Source organism: Shuttleworthella sp. (assembly GCF_057251025.1).
In genome coordinates this window covers 1-24,406 of the sequence record NZ_DBHIDN010000021.1, presented here as the reverse complement: position 1 = coordinate 24,406, position 24,406 = coordinate 1, and the positions used below count along the sequence as shown (strand labels likewise).

General features: G+C 55.6%; 24 protein-coding genes. 1 reads left to right on the top strand and 23 read right to left on the bottom strand.

The features are described 5' to 3' along the window. Window positions 1-188: 188 nt before the first annotated feature. The 4 genes from ACO5R6_RS06100 to leuC form a co-directional block, all read right to left on the bottom strand. Window positions 189-737 carry a glutathione peroxidase gene (locus ACO5R6_RS06100; RefSeq protein ID WP_485626303.1) on the bottom strand — a complete coding sequence of 183 codons (549 nt, stop codon included), beginning with the start codon at window positions 735-737 and terminating at the stop codon, window positions 189-191. Between the two features lie 161 nt (window positions 738-898). After that, on the bottom strand, window positions 899-2,386 hold the full coding sequence (gene thrC, locus ACO5R6_RS06095) for a threonine synthase (RefSeq protein WP_485626302.1): 1,488 nt from the start codon (window positions 2,384-2,386) through the stop codon (window positions 899-901). A 111-nt stretch (window positions 2,387-2,497) separates the two neighbouring features. Then, window positions 2,498-2,989 carry a 3-isopropylmalate dehydratase small subunit gene (gene leuD, locus ACO5R6_RS06090; protein ID WP_485626301.1) on the bottom strand — a complete coding sequence of 164 codons (492 nt, stop codon included), beginning with the start codon at window positions 2,987-2,989 and terminating at the stop codon, window positions 2,498-2,500. A 25-nt stretch (window positions 2,990-3,014) separates the two neighbouring features. Continuing rightward, window positions 3,015-4,277 carry a 3-isopropylmalate dehydratase large subunit gene (leuC, locus tag ACO5R6_RS06085; RefSeq protein ID WP_485626300.1) on the bottom strand — a complete coding sequence of 421 codons (1,263 nt, stop codon included), beginning with the start codon at window positions 4,275-4,277 and terminating at the stop codon, window positions 3,015-3,017. A 230-nt stretch (window positions 4,278-4,507) separates the two neighbouring features. Between leuC and ACO5R6_RS06080 the strand changes: the two genes are divergently transcribed. Beyond that, window positions 4,508-5,407 carry a LysR family transcriptional regulator gene (locus ACO5R6_RS06080; RefSeq protein WP_485626299.1) on the top strand — a complete coding sequence of 300 codons (900 nt, stop codon included), beginning with the start codon at window positions 4,508-4,510 and terminating at the stop codon, window positions 5,405-5,407. Window positions 5,408-5,524: 117 nt separating this feature from the next. Here the strand turns inward: ACO5R6_RS06080 and ilvC are convergent, their stop codons facing one another. The 19 genes from ilvC to rpmE form a co-directional block, all read right to left on the bottom strand. Then, window positions 5,525-6,547 carry a ketol-acid reductoisomerase gene (gene ilvC / locus ACO5R6_RS06075; RefSeq protein ID WP_485626298.1) on the bottom strand — a complete coding sequence of 341 codons (1,023 nt, stop codon included), beginning with the start codon at window positions 6,545-6,547 and terminating at the stop codon, window positions 5,525-5,527. Between the two features lie 52 nt (window positions 6,548-6,599). Continuing rightward, complete coding sequence (gene ilvN / locus ACO5R6_RS06070; RefSeq protein WP_485626297.1) at window positions 6,600-7,100, bottom strand: acetolactate synthase small subunit; 501 nt, start codon at window positions 7,098-7,100, stop codon at window positions 6,600-6,602. Window positions 7,101-7,283: 183 nt separating this feature from the next. Next, on the bottom strand, window positions 7,284-8,567 hold the full coding sequence (locus tag ACO5R6_RS06065) for an aspartate aminotransferase type Ic (protein ID WP_485626296.1): 1,284 nt from the start codon (window positions 8,565-8,567) through the stop codon (window positions 7,284-7,286). A 184-nt stretch (window positions 8,568-8,751) separates the two neighbouring features. Continuing rightward, entirely contained in the window at window positions 8,752-9,423 is a 672-nt protein-coding gene (locus ACO5R6_RS06060; RefSeq protein ID WP_485626295.1) for an LbetaH domain-containing protein, read from the bottom strand. 58 nt (window positions 9,424-9,481) lie between these two features. Beyond that, the gene (locus ACO5R6_RS06055; RefSeq protein ID WP_485626294.1) at window positions 9,482-11,677 is read right to left on the bottom strand and encodes a DNA topoisomerase; all 2,196 of its coding nucleotides are present in this window, start codon (window positions 11,675-11,677) and stop codon (window positions 9,482-9,484) included. A gap of 1 nt (window position 11,678) precedes the next feature. Next, window positions 11,679-13,361, bottom strand: a complete 1,683-nt coding sequence (gene recN / locus ACO5R6_RS06050; protein ID WP_485626293.1) for a DNA repair protein RecN — start codon at window positions 13,359-13,361, stop codon at window positions 11,679-11,681. 11 nt (window positions 13,362-13,372) lie between these two features. Continuing rightward, complete coding sequence (gene argR, locus ACO5R6_RS06045) at window positions 13,373-13,849, bottom strand: arginine repressor (protein WP_485626292.1); 477 nt, start codon at window positions 13,847-13,849, stop codon at window positions 13,373-13,375. A gap of 14 nt (window positions 13,850-13,863) precedes the next feature. Further along, window positions 13,864-14,712: an NAD(+)/NADH kinase gene (locus tag ACO5R6_RS06040; protein ID WP_485626291.1), complete on the bottom strand. Its 849-nt coding sequence runs from the start codon at window positions 14,710-14,712 to the stop codon at window positions 13,864-13,866. Between the two features lie 58 nt (window positions 14,713-14,770). Then, window positions 14,771-15,580, bottom strand: a complete 810-nt coding sequence (locus ACO5R6_RS06035; protein ID WP_485626290.1) for a TlyA family RNA methyltransferase — start codon at window positions 15,578-15,580, stop codon at window positions 14,771-14,773. 3 nt (window positions 15,581-15,583) lie between these two features. Continuing rightward, the gene (gene dxs, locus ACO5R6_RS06030) at window positions 15,584-17,464 is read right to left on the bottom strand and encodes a 1-deoxy-D-xylulose-5-phosphate synthase (protein ID WP_485626289.1); all 1,881 of its coding nucleotides are present in this window, start codon (window positions 17,462-17,464) and stop codon (window positions 15,584-15,586) included. A gap of 37 nt (window positions 17,465-17,501) precedes the next feature. Next, window positions 17,502-18,392 carry a polyprenyl synthetase family protein gene (locus ACO5R6_RS06025; protein WP_485626288.1) on the bottom strand — a complete coding sequence of 297 codons (891 nt, stop codon included), beginning with the start codon at window positions 18,390-18,392 and terminating at the stop codon, window positions 17,502-17,504. Window positions 18,393-18,408: 16 nt separating this feature from the next. Further along, window positions 18,409-18,648, bottom strand: coding sequence for an exodeoxyribonuclease VII small subunit (gene xseB / locus ACO5R6_RS06020; RefSeq protein ID WP_485626287.1), 240 nt, complete (start codon window positions 18,646-18,648; stop codon window positions 18,409-18,411). Window positions 18,649-18,666: 18 nt separating this feature from the next. Further along, a complete protein-coding gene (gene xseA / locus ACO5R6_RS06015) occupies window positions 18,667-19,887 on the bottom strand; it encodes an exodeoxyribonuclease VII large subunit (RefSeq protein WP_485626286.1) in 1,221 nt (406 codons plus the stop codon). Further along, window positions 19,884-20,327 (bottom strand): transcription antitermination factor NusB, encoded by a 444-nt coding sequence (gene nusB, locus ACO5R6_RS06010; protein WP_485626285.1) that lies wholly within the window; start codon window positions 20,325-20,327, stop codon window positions 19,884-19,886. The genes xseA and nusB overlap by 4 nt, the downstream gene beginning before the upstream one ends. A gap of 151 nt (window positions 20,328-20,478) precedes the next feature. Then, window positions 20,479-20,832 (bottom strand): Asp23/Gls24 family envelope stress response protein, encoded by a 354-nt coding sequence (locus tag ACO5R6_RS06005; RefSeq protein ID WP_485626284.1) that lies wholly within the window; start codon window positions 20,830-20,832, stop codon window positions 20,479-20,481. Window positions 20,833-20,899: 67 nt separating this feature from the next. Then, a complete protein-coding gene (prfA, locus tag ACO5R6_RS06000; RefSeq protein WP_485626283.1) occupies window positions 20,900-21,973 on the bottom strand; it encodes a peptide chain release factor 1 in 1,074 nt (357 codons plus the stop codon). Continuing rightward, on the bottom strand, window positions 21,966-23,003 hold the full coding sequence (gene prmC / locus ACO5R6_RS05995; protein WP_485626282.1) for a peptide chain release factor N(5)-glutamine methyltransferase: 1,038 nt from the start codon (window positions 23,001-23,003) through the stop codon (window positions 21,966-21,968). The genes prfA and prmC overlap by 8 nt, the downstream gene beginning before the upstream one ends. Before the next feature lie 14 nt (window positions 23,004-23,017). Beyond that, window positions 23,018-23,938, bottom strand: coding sequence for a DUF1385 domain-containing protein (locus ACO5R6_RS05990; RefSeq protein ID WP_485626281.1), 921 nt, complete (start codon window positions 23,936-23,938; stop codon window positions 23,018-23,020). Window positions 23,939-24,048: 110 nt separating this feature from the next. Further along, on the bottom strand, window positions 24,049-24,252 hold the full coding sequence (rpmE, locus tag ACO5R6_RS05985; RefSeq protein WP_485626280.1) for a 50S ribosomal protein L31: 204 nt from the start codon (window positions 24,250-24,252) through the stop codon (window positions 24,049-24,051). Between the last annotated feature and the right edge of the window lie 154 nt (window positions 24,253-24,406).

Sequence of the window (24,406 nt, the reverse complement as noted above, 5' to 3'; positions counted from 1 at the left end):
ATTTGATTTCAAACGCTTTTGCCGGTTTAGGCCACACTGCGCCTTATTATAGCCCACATCCCCATGGGCTGGCAACGAATTCCGGATGAAAAGAAGGGGCAAAAGGCTTAAAAACGCCCTTTGCCCACATCTGTTCTCTTCTCTTATCAGGAAGGACCAACCATCCCTCCGCCGGACCTCCATCTGTCTTAATCAAAGAGGCTGCCGACCTTCTCAGCCAGCTTATCCATGTCATAGGTCGGCTCATACCTGCCGATGACATTGCCCTCGCGGTCGATCAGGAACTTGGTGAAATTCCACTTGATCTCCGGGTTGTTCTTATAGTCCTTATCTATCTTGCCAAGGAGCGCGCTCATCGCAAGGGCCTTGACCCCTTTTCCGAAGCCCTCAAAGCCCTTCTGGCTCTTCAGGTATCGATAGAGCCCCAGCTGGCCGTCACCGTTGACCTCTGCCTTCTTGAACTGGTCGAACCGGGTGTGGTACTTGAGCTGACAGAACTCGTGGATCTCCTCATCGGACTCTGGCGCCTGACCCGCGAACTGGTTGCATGGAATATCGATGATCTCAAGTCCCAAGTCATGGTACTTCTCATAGAGGGCTTCCAGAGACTTGTACTGGGGCGTAAATCCGCAGCCGGTCGCCGTGTTGACAATGAGCATCACCTTGCCCTTATTCTCTGCCAGGGAAAACATGCTTCCATCCGGTCTCTCAAGTTCATAATCGTATATGCTGGCCATCTTGTCTCCTCCCAGTATCTCTTACTGACTCTTTCTATCATTCTCTTGGAATCTCTTCCTCTTCTCTTTATTGCTTCTCTATTTTATTGCGCACAATTTAATATGTCAAGTCTTATTTCTCCAGCAAAAAACCTGCCCTGAGGGGCAGGTCAAATCAGGGCTTAGAGCCCCAAAAAGTTGCAGACCATCCGGTCCATCTGATCCGTCTCACAGACGGTGTCATGACGGATGGGGGCGGTCAGGATCTCAGAGATCGCCTTTGGAACAGGCACTCCCGAGATCTCGGCCAGTCTCCGGACCAGGTCGAAATCTTTCTCCCTGGCATATTTTGCGTCAATGGCCGACATGACATCGTGTAGGAACTTATAGGGGGAGGCCGTTGCCGCAATCAGCGTCTTGGTCTCATCCCCGGTTTTTGCCTTGTACTTGCCGTAGACGGAAGCGGCGACAGCCGTATGGGTGTCGATGACATAGCCGCAGGCCTCATAGAGTTCCCGGATGGTCTGCCCTGTCTGCGCTTCATCGGCATAATTGCCGTAGAAGTCCCCGAGCCTCTCCCTCATCTGATCCGTGATCCGATAGACGCCGTCTCTTCGGAGAGCTTCCATAAATTCCGCGTTGGCGACGTCGGACTGGCCGGATATCTCATAGATCAAGCGCTCCAGATTCGAGGAGATCAGGATATCCATAGAGGGGGAAGTCGTCAGCTTAAAGGGTCGATTCCTGTCATAGGTCCCGCTCGCAAAGAAATCACAGAGGACCTTGTTCTCGTTGGATGCGCAGATCAGCTTCGCGACAGGAAGGCCTGCCCTCTTGGCATAGTAGGCAGCCAGAATATTGCCGAAATTGCCGGTGGGAACAACCACGTTGATCTTCTCTCCCTCGGAGATTCTCCCATTCTCAAGCAAGCTGACATAGGCGTAGACATAATAGACAATCTGCGGAACCAGACGGCCGATATTGATGGAGTTGGCTGAGGAGAACTGAAAGCCCCCCGCATGGATTCTCGCCGCAAGATCCGGGTCGTTTAACATTCGCTTGACGCCGGACTGGGCCTGGTCGAAGTTGCCGTGTATCCCGACAACACAGGTGTTGTCTCCAGTCTGCGTCAGCATCTGCTTCTCCTGGATTGGGGAGACTCCGTCCTTGGGGTAGAAGACAATGATCCGGGTCCCCTTGACATCGGCGAATCCCGCCATGGCAGCCTTGCCGGTATCGCCAGATGTGGCGGTCAGGATCACGATATCCCTCTTCACCCCCTTCTTTCGGGCGGCCGTCGTCATCAGGTGAGGCAGAATGGACAGGGCCATGTCCTTGAAGGCAATGGTCTTGCCGTGAAATAATTCCAAGTAGTAAGCTCCCTCGGCATAGGTCAGGGGCGCAATTTCCCGGCTGTCAAATTTGCTGTCATAGGCCTTCTTGATGCATGCCTCGAGTTCCTCGCGGCTGAAGTCCGTTATGAAATGCCGCATAACCTCATAGGCGATCTCCTGATAGGTCTTCCCCAGAAGGTCCTTGGGCTTGAAATCAAACCGGGGCAATTGCTCCGGAACATAGAGGCCGCCATCCGAAGCCAGGCCCTGCAAGATCGCCTCCGAGGCGGTGACCCGGTTCAAGTGATCTCTGGTGCTCACATAATGTAGATCCATGCTATACCTCATCTTGATGCGCTGTTGAACGGCTCAATTATACGGGTGACGCCCCACTGTCGTCAACGTTCCGACCGGATCTCTCCTATGTATAGCAGGTGGGGCCGCCTCTTAATGTCCGGCGTTAATGTAGTTGACCAGACCCTCTGCATCGATGATCTTCTGCATGAAAGCGGGAAAAGCCTGCCCCTGATAGGTCTTGCCCCTGGTGTGGTCTCGGATGATGCCGCTGTCGAAATCAACCTCAACATCGTCTCCGTCTCTGATATCTTTGGCCGCATCCGGACATTCGACGATGGGAAGGCCGATATTGATGGCGTTTCGATAGAAGATCCGGGCGAAGGTCTCTGCAATGACGCAGGAGACCCCCGCCGCCTTAATGGCGATGGGTGCGTGTTCCCTGGAAGAACCGCAGCCGAAATTCTTGTCCGCGACAATGATGTCTCCGGGCCTGACCCTCTTGACGAAGTCCCGGTCGATGTCCTCCATACAATGACCGGCCAGATCCGCCGGGTCTGAGGAGTTCAGATATCTGGCCGGAATGATCACATCCGTATCCACATTGTCTCCGTATTTAAATACCCTGCCGTGCGCTGCTTGCATCATGCCCTCCTATCTCAAGCTGCTCTCAATCCAGGTCCTCAGGGCCTGAAATCTTACCTGTAATCGCGCTGGCCGCTGCAACAGCCGGACTGGCCAGATAGACCTCGGACGTGACATCTCCCATCCGGCCGACGAAGTTGCGGTTGGTGGTGGAGACGCATCTCTCCCCGGCTGCCAGGATTCCCATATAGCCGCCCAGACAGGGCCCGCAGGTCGGGGTAGAGACGACGGCGCCTGCCTCGATGAAGGTCTTAAGATAGCCGGCCTCCATGGCATCCAGATAGATCTGCTGGGTGGCCGGAATGACAATGACCCGGACCTTGTCCGCCAGCTTCCTTCCCCTCATGATCTCAGCCGCGATTCTCAGGTCACTGAGGCGGCCATTGGTACAGGATCCGATCACCACCTGGTCGATCGGGATATCTCCCACCCGGTCAATCGTCCGCGTGTTCTCCGGTAGATGCGGGAAGGACACCGTGGGCTTCAGCCGGGACAGGTCGATGGTATAGTCGGCCACATAAGAAGCATCCTCATCCGCCCGGTAGATGATCGGCTTGTGATCGGAGTGGTCGCCGATATAGGCGAGCGTCCGCTCATCCACAGGGAAGATCCCGTTCTTGGCCCCTCCCTCAATAGCCATATTGGCAATGGTGAATCGGTCATCCATCGACAGATGGCGGATCCCATCCCCCACAAATTCCATCGACTGATACCTGGCCCCGTCTACACCGATCAGGCCGATGATGTGCAGGATCACATCCTTGCCTGAGATATAGGGTCCGGGCCTACCCGTGAGTCTGAAGCGGATGGCCTCGGGGACCTTGAACCAGGCCCGGCCGGTAGCCATACCGGCGGCCATGTCGGTGGATCCGACCCCGGTGGAGAAGGCGCCGAGGGCTCCGTATGTGCAGGTGTGAGAGTCAGCTCCGATCACCGCATCTCCGGCCACGACCAGTCCCTTCTCAGGGAGGAGGGCATGCTCAATTCCCATCTTCCCCGCATCAAAGAAATTACTGATTTGCTGTCTGTCGGCAAACTCGCGGACACACTTGCAGTGTTCCGCCGACTTAATGTCCTTACTGGGGACGAAATGATCCATAACAAGGGCAATCTTATCCCTGTCAAAGACACCGTCGGAATCCATCTTCCCCATGACATCAATGGCGACCGGGGAGGTGATATCATTGCCCAGCACAAGATCCAGATTGGCCATGATCAGCTGTCCGGCTTCCACATGATCTAGGCCGGCGTGCGCAGCCAGAATCTTCTGTGTCATTGTCATTCCCATATGCCTGTCTCCTTATCCCTGCATCCTGTCCCTCATGCAATAAACCGCATCCCGGGCCTCTTATCTTCTTCATGGTAACACCTGAAAAAAGAGAAGGACAATAGAAGCTTTGACTAAGTTTTATAACTTGCGGTTATGGAAAAGCTGTGTGACAATAGTTTCCTGAGGGGTAATGAACAGGACTCCTGATACGCTTATACGTTTTCAGGCAATCAATGAGGATCATTTCTATGACAGAATCACTGTCCGGTTATCGGATTTTCTATGAGGTCGCCAACTGCGGGAATATCTCCAAGGCGGCTTCCCGGCTCTACATCAGTCAGCCGGCCATATCCAAGTCCATCCAGAAGCTGGAGGAACAGCTGGAGGTCAAGCTTTTTATCCGGTCCTCCAAGGGAGTTATTTTGACGCCTGAGGGAGACCTCCTCTATGAGACAGTCCGGGAGGCCTTTCGCGCCCTGGATTCCGGAATCGACCAGCTCCGTCAGCGGGTGGCAATGGGCATGGGCTCTCTTCGGATCGGTGTCTCTTCCACCCTCTGTAAGTATGTTCTCCTTCCCTATTTGAGGAAGTTCACCCGCATGGAGCCAAACATCAATCTCTCCATCACGACCAGTTCCTCCAAGGAGACGCTGGAGCTCATTGAGGACCACAAGGTGGATGTTGGACTGGTTGGAAAGCCGGACCGAAAGGAGGATATCTGCTTCCAGTCCGAGGCCTCGATTCAGGACTGTTTTGTGGCCTCGCCCGACTACATAAAGCGCTTATATCAGGGCCAGGTGCGTCCGGACCGGATCCTCGGCAAGAGTCCTCTTATGATGTTGAATAAGGACAATATGACCCGGCTCTATATTGATGACTTCCTGAGTCGAAATATGATCCGGATCAAGGAGACCTGGGACATCTCAGATATGGACCTGCTCATCTCCTTCGCAAGACTCGGAATCGGTGTTGCGGCCGTCATCAGAGACTTCGTCGCAGAGGACCTGTCTTCCGGGAAGCTCATAGAAATTCCCCTCCCCGGGCAAGAAGCCATCCCTCCCAGAGAGATCGGCTTCGCCTACAAGGAGAGCCATCTTCAAAATCCCTCTCTGGTCAGCTTCCTGGACCTGATTCATCAGGCCCACTGATCCCTTGTCCTTAAGGTCCTTCCGACCGCATCCCATGAAAACAGGGGCGGTGAAGAAATGATCTCTCATTTCTTCACCGCCCCTGTCTGATACCGCTTCCCTTAGAACCGGCTGGATTTAGTTATTGATGAGCTTGTCGCTCTCATCATTCCAGCTGTAGAGCTTGCGGATCTCTCTGCCGACCGCTTCACTGGGATGCTCGGAAGCCTTGCGCCGCATTGCCTGGAAGTTAATCTGACGGCCTGCGGACATGTCCTGCATGAACTCGGAAGCAAATTTACCGGACTGGATGTCGGCCAGAATCGCCTTCATATTCTCCTTGACCTCGGGAGTGATGATCCGGGGACCCGCCTTATAGTCACCGAATTCAGCCGTATTGGAGATGGAATATCTCATGCCGGCGAAGCCTGACTGGTAGATCAGGTCCACAATCAGCTTCATCTCATGGATGCACTCGAAGTAGGCATTGCGGGGATCGTAGCCGGCCTCACAGAGAACCTCGAACCCATTCTGCATCAGGGCACATACGCCGCCGCAGAGAACGGCCTGCTCACCGAAGAGGTCAGTCTCCGTCTCTGTTCTGTAGGTGGTCTCAAGAAGTCCTGCGCGGGCGCCGCCGATACCGGCTCCGTATGCAAGTGCGATTTCCAGCGCATGACCGGTCGCATCCTGCTCCACGGCAACCAGGCAGGGAGTCCCCTTGCCCTCAAGATACTCGGACCGAACCGTGTGGCCGGGAGCCTTGGGAGCAATCATCGTCACATCCACATCGGCAGGAGGAACAATGCACTTATAATTGATATTGAAGCCATGCGCAAACATGAGCATGTTGCCGGCCTCAAGATTGGGCTCGATGTCCTTCTTGTACATATCGGCCTGAAGCTCATCGTTGATCAGAATCATGATGATGTCTGCCCACTTGGCAGCCTCGGCCGTGGGAAGGACCTTGAGTCCCTGTGCCTCAGCCTTGGCCTTGCTCTTGGATCCCTCATAGAGTCCTACGACAACATCACATCCGGAATCCCTCAGGTTCAGCGCATGCGCATGTCCCTGTGATCCGTAGCCGATGACTGCGATGTGCTTGCCCTTTAAGAAATCGATATTACAATCCTCGTTGTAGTACATTCTTGCTTCTGCCATATGCCATTCCTCCTACTTGCTGCTTGCAGTTCCTATTGGTGCCAGATCTCGATTACTCGATGATCGTAACGTCATCCGATCCCCGGGACAAGCCCGTCAGACCGGTTCTGGCCAGTTCCAGGATCTCATATCCGTCCAGCATGTCCAGGAAAGCCGCCAGCTTATCCTGCCCGCCTGTGACCTCGATGACCATGGAATCGTGTGTGACATCCACCACTCTTCCCTTGAAGATCTCCGTAATGCTGAGCACATTCTGGCGGTCGGAGTCCTTCGCACTGATCTTGACCAGCATCAACTCTCTTTGCACCGACCCTCCGGCCTCCAGTTTCTTGATACTGATGACATCCTCAAGCTTGGCCAGCTGCTTCCTGATCTGGTCCAGGACCAGGCGGTCGCCGTGCGCGACAATGGTAAGGCGCGTAAAACGCTCATCCGCAGTGACACCGGCCGAGAAGCTGTCAATATTAAATCCTCTTCTGGAGAAAAGACCGGAGATGTGGCTCAGGACACCCGAAGTGTTCTCAACCAAAATCGATAAAACCTGTTTCCTCATAATGGCAGCCTTTCGCTTCAAGACGTTATGGAAATCATAGCACTTTGCCCCGGCCTGTCAACGCAATCGAACCGGTCCCGATATGCCAATCTATTATAGGTTCTATAACCGGGCAGAGCCCCGGAATAGGGGACAGGTCTCTCGCCCTCTTCAGAGATAATGGGGTCGCTCAAATCGGATCGCTCAGGCCTCGAGGAGTTTCTCGACGGAGACCAGCTTGACGCAGAGGGCGAAGAGGTCCGCCGCCCTGGCCAGATCCTCAAGGGGAGGATAGGTGGGAGCGATTCGAATATTGCTGTCCAGAGGATCCCTGTGATAGGGATAGGTCGCGCCGGCACCGGTCAGGGTGACTCCGGCCTTCTTGCAGCGGCTGATGATCTTCCTGGCGCAGCCCTCCATGCTGTCAAAGCTGATGAAATAGCCCCCATTGGGAACCGTCCATGATCCGATCCCCAGACCGGTCAGCTGCTCGTCGAAGGTCTTCTCAATGATCTCGAACTTGGGCCGGATGACATCGGCGTGCTTGCGCATATGGGCCTTGATCCCGTCCAGGTCCTTGAAATAGCGGACATGGCGCAGCTGGTTGACCTTATCGTGACCGATAGTCTGGTTCTTCATCTGATTCTTGATATCTTCCAGATTATTGAGCGAGGTGGCAAGGGCGGCCACCCCGGAACCCGGGAAAGTGATCTTGGAGGTGGACGCGAACTTGTAAACCAGATCGGGATTTCCTGCTTTCTTGCACTCGTGAAGGATCTCAATCAACTGGTCCTGCCTGTCGTCATAGAGATGATGGACGCCATAGGCGTTGTCCCAGTAAATGCGAAAATCTCTGGCTGCCGGCTTTAATCTCGCGAAGCGGCGGACCGTCTCATCCGAATAGGAATACCCTTGCGGGTTGGAATACTTGGGGACACACCAGATTCCCTTGATGGACTCGTCTTCCGCCACCAGCTTCTCGACCAGGTCCATATCCGGCCCCTGCTCGGTCATGGGGATATTGATCATCTCAAAGCCGAAGTACTCGGTAATGCCGAAATGACGATCGTATCCCGGAACCGGGCAGAGCCACTTGACCCGGTCCAGCTTGCACCAGGGAATCCCACCCATCACTCCATGGGTATAAGAGCGGCTGATGCAATCATACATGACATTGAGCGAGCTGTTTCCGTAGATAATGATATTGTCCGGCTTGTTCTCCATCATGGCGCCGATCAGCTCCTTGGCCTCGGGCAGGCCGTCCAGGACCCCGTAATTGCGGCAGTCCGTCCCGTCCTCACAGGTCAGGTCCGAGTCGGAATTCAAAATGTCCATCAGTTCCATGGACAGGTCCAGCTGCTCCTGACAGGGCTTGCCTCTGCTCATATTCAGGGCCAGGTCCATCCCCTGGTACTTCTTATAGGCGGCCTTTAACTCCCGGCGAAGCTGGTCTAACTCTTCCTTCGACATCTCAAGATATGACTTCACTCTCATCTCCTAACTCACGGGATCCGCCGCGTCGGCCTTCTCCGTTCTTTTTTCCTGCGGCACGATTGTCTGCAGTGTCTCTCATTATCCTAGTGCCGATCTCCAATGGCAAGTCCCATTTTGTTTTTGCCGGACAAATATTTGTCCCTGTCCTGCGGATTGTCCCCCACTCTAAGAAGAGAGATCACTTCTTTGAGACAATCTCTGTGTCCCTGCCGGATTTAAAGATCGACCGGGGCATGACAAGACCCCTGACGCTGGAGAGGGGATAGATGTTGCTGTGGGGGCAGATCACGGTTCCGGGATTCAGAACGGAATTGCATCCAACCTCGACATAATCCCCGAGCATGGCTCCGAGCTTCTTGCGGCCGGTCTCGATTCTCTCTTCCCCTGCCTTTATGACCACCGGACTCTTGTCCGATTTGACATTGGAGGTTATGGATCCCGCCCCCATGTGGGAGTGAAATCCCAGGATGGAATCGCCCACATAATTATAGTGGGGCACCTGGACCACATTAAAGAGGACCACATTCTTAAGTTCCGTGGAATTGCCCACCACGCAGTTTTTGCCCACGATTGCCTTGCCCCGAATAAAGGCAGAGGGCCGGACCTCCGTGTCTTCATCGATGATGCAGGGTCCTGTGATATTGGCACTCGGGTCAATCGATGCGGACCTGGCAATCCAGATATTGTCCCCCCGCTTCTCATAGCGGGCCGGATCCAGGGTCGGTCCCAGCTCCAGGATAAAGTCTCCGATGTCATCCAAGACCTCCCAGGGATAGTCTCTTCCGGCAAAAAGCCGGCCGGCAATGGTCTCTCTCAGGTCATACATCTGGCTGATTTTACATACTTGCATATCGCTCCTGCCTTTCCATCTCCCGATCGGAGATTCCCTCTTTTCCGCATCGGCCCTGTCACCGGGCTTTGCCTTTTGCCTTTTCTCTCTTCGCCGACAAAGGCGGGTAGTGCTCCGCGACTGCCGCGAATTGGCTGTCTAGGGAGTACCGGTTTCGCATGGCCTTGACCCGGTCAACCCGGAGCCGGATGAAGGCCTCCAGTTTCCTCATATACTCCTCTTCCGAGATCGTTCCCTCTGCCACATAGGCGAGTCCCTTCTCCCAGCTCGCGGTGAGCTCGGCGTTCAACATCTGGGGCATGGAGGCATTGATCACATCATAGACCAGTTCTCCCCGAAGACTGGGCGTGATGATCTGAGTCTTCTTGTTGAGCATCAGATAGCTGATCCGGATCAGCTTGTTCAGAATCTCCGCCCGAGTCGCAGAGGTCCCGATCCCCTGGCCCTTAATCTGAGCTCTCAGCTCCTCGTCCTCGATCAGCTGGCCGGCGTTCTCCATGGCCAGGATCAGGGAACCGGAGTTATATCGCTTGGGCGGAGAGGTCTCTCCCTCCTTCACGCGAAAAGCCCGGAAGGATACCGGGTCTTTCTTCTTCAGACGGGGTAGGACCCGGGCAAGAAGTTGCTGATTCTCCGCCCCTTCCTCTTCCCTGCCGGCGTCATCGGTCTTCTCTTCCCCTCCGGCATCCTCCTCCGTCCTTGCTCCCTTCTCTCTCTTTCGGAAGGAATAATTCATCAGCTTGAGATAGCCCTCCTCCGTAAGATACTTGTCGGAGGCAAAGAAGTACTCTCCGGATACCGAGACGGTCAGATTGAGCTTCTCATAGATCGCCGGCTCGAAGAAGATGGCAAGGAAGCGGCGCACAATAAGTTCATAGACCAGGGTCGCCCTTCTTGGCATACGGCTAAGAGCGCCAAGCCCCTGCCCGGTCGGAATGAGGGCGTAGTGATCTGTGATCTTCTTGTCATCGGTATAGCGGGTCCTTCCGATCCCCTTGTAGAGTCCCCGGTCCAGGACCTCCTCGGCAAATCTCCTGACCCCGGGGATCCCTGTAAGACCCCGGATATTTTTGTCGATTTCCTTGGCCACGGCCGTGGACAGGACTCTGGCATCCGTTCTCGGATAGGTGACCAGCTTCTTCTCATAGAGGTCCTGAATGACGGACAGGGTCTCATCGGGCGATATCTTAAAGAACCTGGAGCAGTCGTTCTGAATCTCGGCCAGATTATAGAGCAGGGGGGGATTCTTCTTCTCCTTCTTCTTGCTGATCTTGTGGATCTTCCCGGCAAGAGAACAGGAATAGGCCTCTTCGCCCGCAAGCGCAAGACTCTCTGCCGGAAGCTGATTGATCTCCTCAATCAGCCGCAGGGCATGGGGTCTCTCCTTGAAGCCGTTCTCCTTGTAGAGGAGGGGAGAATTCTCATAGCGGCTTCCTGCCACTGCCCGCCACTCAAGCCCCTTGATAAGAGGTCTCTCTTCCGGGTCCGGTCTGCCGGATCCCTCTTCCGAATCTGCCTTTGGTCCGGGCTCCTCCTCTCCGGACAAAAGACAGACATCCCCGAGGACCCGATAGAAGGGAGTCTTTACAAAGTCTCTGATCTCCCTCTCCCTGCGGACGACCATTCCCAGGACGCAGCTCATGACGCGGCCGACTGCAATCGGGATGTAGCGCTCTCTCAATACATTGGCGACAGCACTGCCATACTTAAGAGAGAGAATCCGGGAGAAATTGATCCCCATCAGATAGTCTTCTTTGGCCCGTAAATAAGCGGATGCCGCCAGGTTGTCGTAGTCTGACTCGTCCCTGGCCTCTCGAATTCCCCGCAGGATCTCCTCCTTGGTCTGAGAGTCGATCCAGACCCGCTTCTGGGCCTTTCCCCTGACGCCTGCCTCAGACGCCACCAGCCTGTAGATGTACTCTCCCTCTCTCCCCGAGTCGGTACATACGTAGATGGTCTCCACATCCTCCCTGTTGAGAAGGCCCGCTACAATCCGATACTGCTTGGCCGCGTTCGGCAGGACCTCGTATTTGAATTTGCCGGGGAGGAAGGGAAGGGTTTCCATTCGCCACTGCTTTAAGCTCTTGTCATAGGCCTCCGGGTAAGACATCGTTATGAGGTGGCCCAGGCACCAGGTGACAATCAAGTGCTCACTCTCCAGATAGCCGTCTCTCTGGCTGGTCTTCTCTCCAAGCGCCTTGGCGAACTCCCTTGCAACGGAGGGCTTCTCTGCGATAAAGACTGATTTTGCCATACTAGAGGTCCCTCTTCTGCCTTGCGGCTTCCTCCCGCATCTGGCGGGCATTCTCAAGAACAAAGTCGCTGACCGCATCCCCGGAGATCATTCGGGCCAGTTCCTCCACAGACTCCTCCTCGGTCAGGGGACGAATCCCGGAGATGGTCCTGCCCTCCCGCAGAGACTTCTCGATCAGGAAATGCCGATCTGCCTCAGCGGCGATCAGGGCCAGGTGGGTGATGCAGATCACCTGAACTTCCCGGCCCAGCCGGCTCAGTTTCCGGGCCACAGCCTGGGCGGTCTTTCCTGATATGCCTGCGTCTACCTCGTCGAAGATCAGACTGTCGATCGTGTCCTCTTTTGCCGCAAGCTCTGTCTTTAAGACCAGCATGATCCGGCTCAGTTCTCCTCCGGACGCGACCTCACAGAGAGGGCGGACTTCTTCTCCCGGATTGGTTGAGATGTAGAACTCCGCCTCGTCAATCCCCCCTGCCGTGTAGACGGGGCTCTCCGAGAAACGCATCTCGAATCTGACCGCCAGGAAATTGAGGGACAGAAGGGCCTCTGAGACTCTGGCGCAGAGCTTTTTTGCCGCCTTCTTGCGGAGGGAGGACAGGTCATGCGCCAGATCCAGATAGGTCGCTTTCGCCTCTTTTAGTCTCTCTCTTAATTCCTCCTGATACTTGTCATAGTTCCTGAGTTTTGACAGTTCCTCCTGCTTGGCCTTGAGCGCCTCCAGGACATCCTCAATGCTCCTTCCGTACTTGGCCTTTAAGTCGTTGATCCGGTCCAGTCTCTCCTCCGTCTCTGCAAAACGCGCTTCATCGAAAGAGCTCTCCTCCAGATAAGTCCGGATCTCCCCCGAGACGTCCGAGATCAGTCCGTCGATATCCAGCAGTGTCGACAGGAAGTCGTCCATTCTGTCATCGTAGCCCTCGACCTGCCGCAGGGCATGAATCGCCCGGGAGACCAGCTCCCCGCAGGCGGACTCCTCCGTCAGGGATTGGAGGACCCGGTCCAGTGCTCCCGTGATCTTGGCGGCATTCTTCATCCTTCGCTCGTCCGCCTCAAGAGCCAGGTCCTCCCCGCAGGTCAGGCCTGCGGACTCAATTTCCTCCACCTCATGCTCCAGGAAAGAGACTTCCCGCAGGCGGGCGGACGCATCCAGGGAGCAGGACTCCTCTTCTTTCCTAAGAGCACTGTAATTCTGATAAGCCCGGGCCAGATCCCGCTTGACCCGGTCTAAATCTCCTGCTGCGAATTCATCCAGGAGGGCCAGATGCCGGCTCTTCTTCAAGAGGGTCTGCTGCTCATTCTGTCCATAGATATCGATGAAGATCTCCCCGGCCTTCCTGAGAGTCTGGGCCGGCAGGGTCTCCCCGTTGATCTTGGAAACCGTCCTGTTCTGGGAGATCCGACGCGAGAAGATCAGTTGGCCATCATAGATAGGGATATCAAGCGCTTCCAGGGCCTGTCTCTGCTCCCGGCTTCTCACCGCAAAGACCGCCTCCACCAGGCCGTCCTCCCGGGGATTGCGGACCATATCCTTAGAGGCCTTCTTACCAAGCGCGATCCCCAGAGCTCCCAGGATGATTGATTTTCCGGCCCCGGTCTCCCCCGACAGGACATTGAGTCCCTCTCCGAAGTGAACTTCCTCCTCTTCGATCAGGGCCAGGTTTTTTACATGCAGGTCTAGAAGCATGCGAATCCTTTCTACTCTCTCTCCACAGATGCGCCGGTCTCATCCAGAATCCGGCGAAGCCTGGTCATAAGGGCCGCCGTGTCGTCCATACTGCGGACCGCGCACATGACCGTATCGTCTCCGGCAATGCTTCCCACGATCTCCCCCAGCTGCATATGGTCCAGGGCTGCTGCCACAGCCATGGCCATACCGGAGACGGTCCTGATCACAAGGATGTTCATGGCATTGTCCATGTTCATGAACCCGTCCCTGAAGATCCTGACATATTTCTCGCTCAGGTCCTGGGGGCTAGTCTGATAGGATACATAGACCAGGCGGCCGTCTGCCCTGGCCACCTTGGTCAGCTGCATTTCTCTGATATCACGGCTGACCGTGGCCTGGGTCACCTCATAGCCGGCCTCTTTCAGCTCCCGGGTCAGTTCCTCCTGCGTCCCGATCTCTCTGGTCACGATCAAATCCAAAATTTTCGCCTGTCTGTCCTGTTTCACCGGTCACTCCTATCTCAAGTGGACTGCATCTTATTGCGGATGCGCTCTAAGAAGTTCATCTCCGAGAGCCGCATCATTTTGATCTCCTCCCGGGACCGGTAGACTACCAGTTCCTGCCCGGGGACTAACTGTCTCCTGTGGTTGCCGTCAAAGGAGATCTCCGCCACCGGCTTATCCTCCGGCCGCCTTGCCTTCACCTGCACCCGGATCACGTCATTGGAATCCAGGACTATGGACCTGGAATTTAAGGTGTGGGGATTGATCGGGGTCAGGAGAATCAGCCTGGTCTTGGGATCGACAATCGGCCCCTTGGCCGACAGATTGTAGGCCGTAGATCCGGTCGGAGTGGCAAAAATCATGCCGTCACAGTGGTAGGTATAGAGGGCCTGTCCGTTGACGTAGACAGTCAGGCACAAGATCTCCATGGGATGCCTTGAGACAATCACCACATCATTCAGGGCCACCGACTCCCTGTCGGGGTTCCCCTGCTCATCATATACCAGACCTGCCAGGAGCATCCGGCTCTCAATCTCGTATTTGTCCTCCATGAGCAGGTCGATGGCATCATAGATTGTATCCGGATCCAGATCGCAGAGATAGCCCAGATGACCCCCGTTGATCCCGATCAAGGGGACCCCGCTGCCCAGGGTGTTCTGGGCCGTGCGGATCATGGTCCCGTCCCCGCCCAGGGTCAGAATCCCCTCGGTCTTCTCAGGCACCTTGATCCGCCCCGGGTTTGTATAATCCTGTGGATTCTCAAGGCAGGTCAGACTCCCTCCCTTGGATTCAATGACCGAAGCGAGCTTTTCGATCCAATCCCTGCCGGCCTCAATATTTCTCGTGACAAGTAAGAAGTTCTTCATAAGACAACAAGTCTCCCCGCAGACCGGCCGATCCCCGCGGTCTGTCCATCCTCTCTCCCTAGTGATCCAAGCGCTCGTGCGCACAGCTCACAAGAACCTCTGGGTCTATGTCCCTGCCCGAATCCAAGCCCGGTTCCTCCCCCCTCCGCAGATAGATCAGGTACTCGATATTTCCCTCCGGCCCCTTGATGGGGGAGTGGTCCAGACCAAGGACGGCAAATCCGTTCTCTTTGGCGCAGCGAATCACGGATTGAATCACCTCAAGATGCACCGCCGGGTCCCGAACGACCCCCTTCTTTCCGACCTTGTCTCTGCCGGCCTCAAACTGGGGCTTGATCAGGCAGACCATCTCTCCCCCTTTGGCCAGGAGGTCCCTGGCTGCGGGAAGGACCTTGCCAAGCGAGATAAAGGAGACATCGCAGGAGGCGAAGTCTATGGCCTGTCCGATCTGATCCGGGGTCACATAGCGAATATTGGTTTTCTCCATGCAGACCACCCGCGGATCCTGCCGAAGCTTCCAGGCCAATTGACCATAGCCCACATCGACGGCGAATACTTTGCCGGCCCCGTTTTGCAGCATGCAGTCGGTAAAGCCCCCGGTGGAAGCCCCGATATCCATGCAGACCTTCCCCGCAAGCCGGATGGGGAAAGACGCCATGGCCCGCTCCAGCTTGAGACCGCCCCGGCTGACATAGGCCAGGGTCCTGCCATGGATTGCGATATCCGCATCCTCCCGCACCTGGGTTCCGGCCTTGTCCTCCCTCTCCTGATCCACGAAGACATTCCCCTCCATGATCATGGTCCTGGCCTTCTCTCTGGAGGGGGCCAGTCCCCGATTTACCAAGAGCACATCCAGTCTTACTTTCAAGAATCACTCCTCACCGGCCAGCAGCCGATCGATCGCAAGGCAGACCTGTTCCGGAGCCAGGCCCTCTGCCTCAATCAGTTCATCCACAGTTCCATGGGGGATAAAATGATCCCCAAAGCCGACGCAATATAAGCTGCCCCTATAGTTGATCCCCTCGAGGAAGCTTGTAACTTGCTCTCCGAAGCCGCCCGCCAAAACATTCTCCTCCATCGGAACAATCAGATCGACCTTGCCGGCATAATCGGCCAGGAGCTCCTTGTCCAAGGGCTTGACGAAACGCATGTTGACAAGGGCCACATCGTAGCCGGCTGCAAGAAGAAGATCCCGCAGAATCAGCGCCCGCTTTACCATAGCGCCGACAGGGGCCAGGAGAATTTTCTTTCCCCCATTCTCAGTCAGGGAATGGATTTCCTCCGCCCTGCCCCTCTCAATCGGCTCCCGGAACTCCTCTAATCCATCGAAAGCCGCTCCCCTGGGATAGCGGATGGCCACCGGTCCCCGGGCGCCAATGGCCCATTTGAGCATATCCGACAGCTCCCACTTATTCTTGGGCGCCAGGATCGTCATACCCGGAATCAGGGACAGGTAAGAGAGGTCGAAAATCCCCTGGTGGGTCTCTCCGTCTGCCCCCACCAGGCCGGCCCGGTCAATGGCGAAAACCACATGCAGGCCCTGGATCGCCACATCGTGCAGAATCTGATCGAATGCCCTCTGAAGGAAGGAGGAATAAACGGCGAAGACCGGAATCAGGCCCTGGCTGGAAAGCCCTGCCGCGAAGGTCACCGCATGCTGTTCTGCAATTCCCACATCGAAGAAGCGTTCCGGATAGCGATTGTGGAAGCGAACCAGTCCGGTTCCCGTTTCCATCGCCGCCGTCAGGGCCACAAGGCGGTCATTGCGCTCTCCCATCTTGCGCATAACCGTGGAGAATACATCCGTATAGGTGGCCGCCGCGTTCTTCAGGGGAAGGCCCGTCGCCACATCATAAGGCGCTGTTCCGTGGAATTTGGCCGGATGGCGCTCCGCCGGAGCGAACCCTCTCCCCTTGATGGTGAGCACATGGACAATCACCGGCCCCTCAATCCGGGTCGCCTCCCGGAAGATCTGCCGCATCCCCTCAATATCCGTGCCGTCAATCGGCCCCAGATACATGATCCCCATCTGCTCGAACATCATCCCCGGAATAACCAGCTGCTTGATTCCCTCCTTGGTCTTTCGCATCTGGTCGACAATCCGATTCCCGTAGACCGGGATTTTCTCCAGGGAATTCTGCATGCCTGACTTGAAATTCTTATAGTTCTTGGATGTGCGCAGACGGGCCAGGTTCATGGACAGGCCGCCCACATTGCTGGAGATGGACATATTGTTATCATTTAAGATGATGACAAAATTCTTCTTGAACTCCGCCGCATTATTTAAGGCCTCGAATACCATTCCTCCGGTCATGGCCCCGTCGCCGATCACGGAGAAGACCTTGTAGTCCTCTCCCTTCAGTTCTCTCGCCACGGCCAGGCCCAGACCTGCGGAAATGGAGGTCGAGGAGTGGCCCGTGCCGAAGACGTCACATGCACTCTCCTCCCGCTTGGGAAAGCCGGAGAGGCCTCCCAGGGTCCGGAGGCCATCAAATAAATCTCTGCGTCCGGTCAGGATCTTGTGGGTGTAAGACTGGTGTCCGACATCCCAGACGATCTGATCCCGGGGCAGGTTACAAATGGAGTGAAGGGCAATGGTCAGCTCCACCACCCCCAGATTCGGGGCCAGATGCCCGCCTGTTACAGACAGCTTCTCGATCAGGAATGCCCGGATCTCCCGCGCGAGCTCTTCCCGCTCAAAGGCATCCAGTTTTTGCACATCATTGGGACCTTGTATTCGATCAAGAACCATGTTATTCCCCTGTCTTTGTTCCTGCCGCCATCACTTCCTATTGTTCTCGCCCGGCCAGGTATGAGACGAGTTCCAAGAGAAATTCATTCTTTCTCGGGAGAGAGGACAGGCGGTCAAGGGCCTGTTCGGTCAGATTCCTGACGTCTTCCCGGGCGCGCTCCGGGCCGACGAAGGTCACATAGGTGATCTTATGATTTCTCTCATCACTTCCGACCGGTTTTCCCATCGTCTTCTCATCACCCGTGACGTCCAGAAGGTCATCCTCTATCTGAAAGGCCAGGCCGATCTTGGCGGCCGCCTGTTCGACAGAGAGAAGCCGGTCCTCGTCCGCCCCTCCAAGGAGTGCTCCGATGCACATGGCAGCTTCAATCAGGGCTCCGGTCTTGAGTTCATTGATGAAGTCCAGCCGGTGCTTGTCCATTCCCTGGATATGCTCCGATTCCACATCAACCACCTGACCGCCGATCATCCCGTAGATGCCGGCCTTCCTGGCAAGGAGGGCCAGGGACCTGTGAACCGCCGGATTCTTTCCATCCGCTTCAAGAGAACGAAGGGCTGTCTCAAAGGCGTAATTGAGCAGGGCATCACCGGCCAGAATTCCCATGGCCTCGCCGAATTGCGCATGGGTAGAGGGCTTGCCCCGGCGCAGAAAGTCATTGTCCATGGCCGGCAGGTCGTCATGAACCAGGGAGTAGGCGTGGATCATCTCAATTGCCGCCATGAAGAAGGGCAGAGCCGGGCTCTCCTCGAAGAAGCAGTCGGCACACTCTCTCATGAGGACGGGGCGCAGGCGCTTTCCCGGAGTGAGGACCGCATAGGCCATGGCCTCCATCACCCTCTTCTGGTATCCCTCTTCTCTTGGCAAGAGCCGACTTATGATGCACTCCGCCTCCTGTCCCCGATACTCCAATTCCCTGCGAACATCCATATTTCCACAGCCCTCTCTATGAATCGGACAGGTCAAAGTCTCCGGCCTGCCCTTGGGCGTCCAGGATCTGCACCTGCTTGTCAACGGCGTCGATCTTATCATTAATGGCCTGGATCACTGCCGTCCCCTCCCGATATGCCGCAAAGGAATCCTCAAGGCTGCTCTCCTTGTCCTCAAGCCTTGTCAGGATACGGTCCAGGTAGGCGAAGGACTCCTCAATGGACATGTCCTCCAAGCTCTTCTTCTCTTCCGCCATACTTCCTCCCCGGCCATATCAGCGGCCCGAATCTTCCTCTGAATAGATCTTCAAAACACTTGCGTCCAGCTGTCCCTGATGCAGATAGATATGGATGACATCCCCCGGCCTGGTCTCCTCCGCGTTCTCAATCCGCCTCCCGGACTCATCCTGAACGTAGGAGAAGCCCAGGGCAAGCTTTCTGACCGGGGAGAGGGCATCGAGTTTTCCCGCGGCGACCTCCAGAAGATGCCTCGTCTGCTCCAGCCTTCGCTCCATCTCCCGATCCAATTCTCGCTTTTGAGACAGAATCTGTTCTCTTATCCTGCGAATCTTCTGCAAGGGAGAGGCCATCTCCAACCGGTGCTCGGCATCCGACAGGCGATTTCTCGACTCATTGAGCCGATAAATGACAGCCCGCATCAGCCGGTCCCGCGCGGCCTCCATATCCTTCTTCAAACTGCGGTAGTCAAAATTGGCAAGTTCCGCCGCAGCAGAGGGAGTGGGCGCCCGCAGATCCGCCACGAAGTCAGCAATGGTCGTGTCCGTCTCATGGCCGACGGCGGAGATGATCGGTGTCTGACAGTCGAAAATCGCCCTGGCCACGACCTCCTCATTGAAAGCCCAGAGGTCCTCCATTGAACCGCCGCCGCGGCCGACGATGATCAGATCAAGCCCCCTGGCATCCAGCATCTCAATGCCTCTTGCGATGGATGCTACTGCATTCTCCCCCTGGACCAGGGCCGGGTAGAGGAGAATTTCAACCCCCGGATTTCTTCTCTTGGAGACCTGAATAATATCGCGAATAGCCGCCCCGGTAGGAGCGGTCACCACCCCGATCCTGGTCGCGTAGGGGGGGATGGCCTTCTTATAGGATGCGTCAAACATCCCCATCTCCGACAAGCGCTTCTTTAAGAGTTCGAATCGGACAAAGAGGTCCCCCAGGCCCTCCCGCTCGATTCTCGCGGCAATCAGCTTGTAGGATCCCCCCTTCTCATAGACCTGAATCGCCCCGCTGACGATGACCTGATCCCCCTCCTTCATGGGAAATGTGAGGCCCGACTCCTTCTGGCTCCGCCACATGGCAGCGCCCAGAGTGCCGGAGGCATCCTTGAGGCTGAAATAGATGTGACCCGACTTGTGATAGATCAGGTTGGACACCTCTCCCTTGACCTGAATCCGGCGCAGGAGAAAGTCTTCCCTGAAGAGCATGGCGAGATAGTGATTGACCTGTCCGACCGAATATGGCTTGCTGTTCATGAGATTTTCGCCAGAATCCCGTTGACGAAGGAGGGGGATTTTTCTGTTCCATAGTGCTTGGCCATCTCTACTGCCTCATTGATCGCAATTCCCGCATCCAGCTTCTCGAATGCGATCTCATAGATCGCCAGTCGCAGGAGGGTCAGATCCACCTTGGTCATCCGGCTCCTCTTCCATCCCCGGGAGGATTGGTCGATCATCCGGTCGATTTCGGCCAAGTGGCCGGCTGCCCCCAGGCACTTATCCGTGACGTCAGCCCAGGATGCCTGATCTATGCGAATGACCGCCTTTTGGTCTTCTTCTTCCATCAGATCGTCAATCTCAATCTGAGCGTGGTCGGTGTAATAGAGGTCTAACTGTTCTTGCATCTGATCTGCCGGGCAGAAATTCAGGGCAAAGAGAATGCGAAACGCGGTTTCACGGATCTGACGCCTTGTCATATTTATCTCCATCTTCTATCGCGGGTGCCGGATCATCCTCTTCCCGGGAAATGAGACCGGGAAATGGGGAATCCCCTGTGGCACAGAAAAAGGTGTCTGCGGTACAGACACCTCGATTATACAACAGATGAATTGTCTGTCCCCATCTTTCTTACGATACGCGCACGCCCTCAACGCGGACGTTGACCTCGGAGACTTTGACGCCGGTCATATTCTCAACCGTCGACTTGATCCGGTCCTGTACCTGTGCGCACACCCTGGGAATCTCATGGCCGAACTCCAGGTTAATGATGATGGCCACGCGCAGGGTGTTGTCATCCGCCCTGACAAAGCGTACCGACTTGGCCAGCTTGGAAGAGGTGATCTTGAAAATGGACCTGGCGTCCAGATTGCCTCCTAAAGATGCCACTCCATCCACCTCACAGGCGGCCAGACCGGCAATGATAGAAAAAACATCATTGGCCACATTGACACCCTCGTTGATTGCGAAATGATTCTCAGCCATGTAAAGCCTCCTGCATTCATAAGCCCGAAAGCGGGCATAACCGATCAAAATAATCAAAAATATTATATCAATCCGTCTCCTGCTGCGCAAGCTTGGCGGCCTGGTCCGCGGCCATCAGAGCGTCCAGTAATTCCTGCAAGTCCCCGTCCAGAATCTTGTCGAGCTTGTAGAGGGTCAGGTTGATCCTGTGGTCCGTCACCCGGCCCTGGGGGAAGTTATAGGTGCGGATCTTCTCCGACCGGTCCCCCGTTCCGATCTGCGAGAGCCGCTGGGCAGAAGCCTCCTCCTGCTGCCGGAGCATCTCCATGGTATAGAGTTTGGTCCTGAGGAGGGCGAAAGCCTTATTCTTGTTCTGCAATTGAGACTTCTCTGTCTGACTGTAGATGACAATCCCCGTCGGATAGTGGGTCAGACGGACTGCCGAATCCGTCGTGTTGACACACTGGCCGCCGTTGCCGGAAGCCCGCATGACATCAATGCGGATATCTGCCGGATCAACGACGACATCGACCTCCTGCGCCTCGGGCATAACAGCCACAGTAACCGTAGAGGTGTGGATGCGGCCTCCCGACTCTGTCGCGGGGACCCGCTGGACCCGGTGGACACCGGATTCGTACTTCAGTGTCGAATAGGCCCCTTTTCCCTTCACCATGAAGTTAATCTTCTTCATGCCTCCGATTCCGGTCTCCTCGAGTTCCATGACTTCAGTATCCCAGCCCCTTGACTCGGCATAGTGGCGGTACATCCGATAGACCTCTGCTGCAAAGAGGGCCGCCTCGTCTCCTCCGGCTCCGCCGCGAATCTCGATGATGACATTCTTGTCGTCATTGCTGTCCTTAGGGAGGAGAAGGAGCTTGAGCCGCTTCTTGAGATCTTCCAGAGAAGCTTTGGCCTCTGTCAGGTCTTCCTTGGCCAGCTGCCGCATCTCCTCATCCGTCTCCAGGTCCAGGATCTCCAGAGCATCGTCTGCCAGCTGCTGCTTTTTCTTGTACTCGCGGAAGGTCTCCACAATCGGGGCAAGTTCACTTTGCTCCTTCATAAGCTTTGTGAATCTCGCGCCGTCCGAGGCCAGCTCCGGTTCTGCAAGCTGGCGCATGATCTCCTCATAGCGGATCTCCAGATCTTCCAACTTATCAAACATGTATCCTTCTCCCTGAGACCACCCGGTCTCTGCCGGCCAGGTCTCTGACAACATTGATTTCATCGAAGGGGCCATCGGCCAGGATGGCCTTCACTGCCTCCCCCTGGTCGCAGCCGATTTCCACGAGAAGATATCCGCCTGCATTCAAGTGGGCTGAGATCCCCGCCAGAATGCGCCGATAGAAGGCAAGGCCGTCTTCCCCCCCGTCTAAGGCCATGTGGGGCTCGTGATCTCTCACCTCCGGCATCAACTCATCCACTTGCCCGGATGGAATGTAGGGCGGGTTGGCCGTAATCAGATCATAGGTCCCCTCCAGCCGGTCAAAGAGGTCTGAGACAAGAAAAGCGGCAGGCACCCCGTTTCGACGGGCGTTCTCCCGCGCAAGCGCAAGTGCCTCCTCAGAGAGGTCCGTCCCAAGCCCGTCGAGAGACCAGTCCCCCCCTTCTTCCCTCTTCTGTCCGCGTCTCTCATCGGAAAGAGGCGGTTCATCCATCCTGGCCTCAGCCGATGCACCCGGCTTAGCTTCAAGCCGAAACCCCAGTTCCCTTTGGGCCAGGTACAGAAGAGAGATCAGGATGCATCCGCTCCCGGTGCAGAGGTCCAGAATGTGCATCTTACCATCCCAAGACCCTTCCCCCATTCCGGCTAAAATGTTCCCGGAATTCGATTCTGCCGGCCTCTTTAACTTCTCCCTCCCCAGGCGTCCGAGAATCTTCAGTCCCTCCTCCGCCAGGGTTTCCGTATCCTGCCGGGGACAGAGAACATGCTCATTGACCCTGAAGGAAAGCCCCATGAAGTTCTGGCTCCCGGTAATTTGCTGAAGGGGGATATGCCGGGCCCGCTTCTTGATGCAGGCCTTGTAGCGGTCCAGAAGTCCACCCTCCATTTGCCCATTTCCCGCAAACATGAGGTCCATATGCTTCATACCGCTGACATATTCCATTAAATAACCGGTGTCCGGATCCACATCTGAAATTCCGGCTCTCTGCAGTTGTTCTCTGCCCCAATCCAAGGCCTCCCGATAGGTCATCCGATCCTCCTCGATCACAGCCGGCGGATCCCAAGCGCTTGTTCCTGCCAGACTCTCCAGTCGAAAACCGCCTCCACGGAGGCGATTCCCACTTCAATCATCTCATCATCCGGTTCTTTCGTCGTGAGCCCCTGCACCCATAGACCTGGCTCGGACAAAACTTCAATCAGGCGGGAATTGCTGCGACCGGCCAGACGGATAAATTCATAGGAGATCCCCGCAATCAGAGGGACCAGGAGAAGCCGGAGGACGAGCTGCAGAAAGACCTGATCAACCCGGATCAACATGAAGACGAAGATGGAGATGATCAGGACAATGAAGATGAAACTCGTCCCACAGCGCTTGTGACGGCGCGAGGCCCTTCTGACATTGGGCAGATTCAGTTCCATCCCCTGCTCAATGCAGTTGATGCACTTGTGTTCCGCCCCGTGGTACATATAGGTTCTGCGGATATCCTCAGTCCGGCCGATCAGGACCATATAGGCCAGGAAGATTCCCACCCGGATCAACCCCTCCAGGAGGGCGAGCAGACTGTGTGAGGATATAAATCCCGAGAAGAGGCGGGAAATCCCATAGGGAAGAGCCACAAACAGGGCCAGACCGATCAGAAGCGAGACCCCGACCGTCCCGAAGATCGAGAGGCCCTGTGCCTGTTTCTTGCGATCTCCGTCTCCGCCGGATTCCTCTTCCCGGTCTTCGTCCTCGAAGTATTCCGCTGACTTCATCAGACTCTTCATGCCCAGAATCAGAGACGACAGGAAGTTCTCTACCCCTCTTACAATGGGAATGCAGGCGAAGCGGCGGCTGTCTCCTGTCTTTTCGACTGTAAGGGCAATCTGACCGTCCTTTTTTCGCACCGCCACAGCGTAGCGATCCTGATTGCGCATCATAATGCCTTCTATGACGGCCTGTCCGCCAATCCCGGAATATGCCATACTAAGTCTCCTGCACATAGAAAAAGACTGTGAAATAATAGAAGAGATCAACCGCGACTGGTGGTCGTCTTTCTATTTTTTCACAGCCTCTCTTGCGATCTGATCTCCCCTTACTGGGTAATGCCGTACTTCTTGTTGAAGCGGTCGATACGTCCGCGAGCCTGAGCCGCCTTCTGCTGACCGGTGTAGAAGGGATGGCACTTCGAGCAGATCTCGACGTGGATGCTCTTCTTGGTCGAGCCGGTAACGAAGCTATTGCCGCAGTTGCAAGTTACGGTTGCCTGATAGAAATCCGGATGAATACCCTGTCTCATACTGATACCTCTCTATAATAGATATAATCCTGTGATTCTCTGTTTCATGTCCTCTCAGACATACACGATACTATTTACATCCCGATAAACAGCTTTTTTATATTAGCACGGTCTCTCATCTTTTGCAAGCTATCTCCAAACCACTTTTCGCATC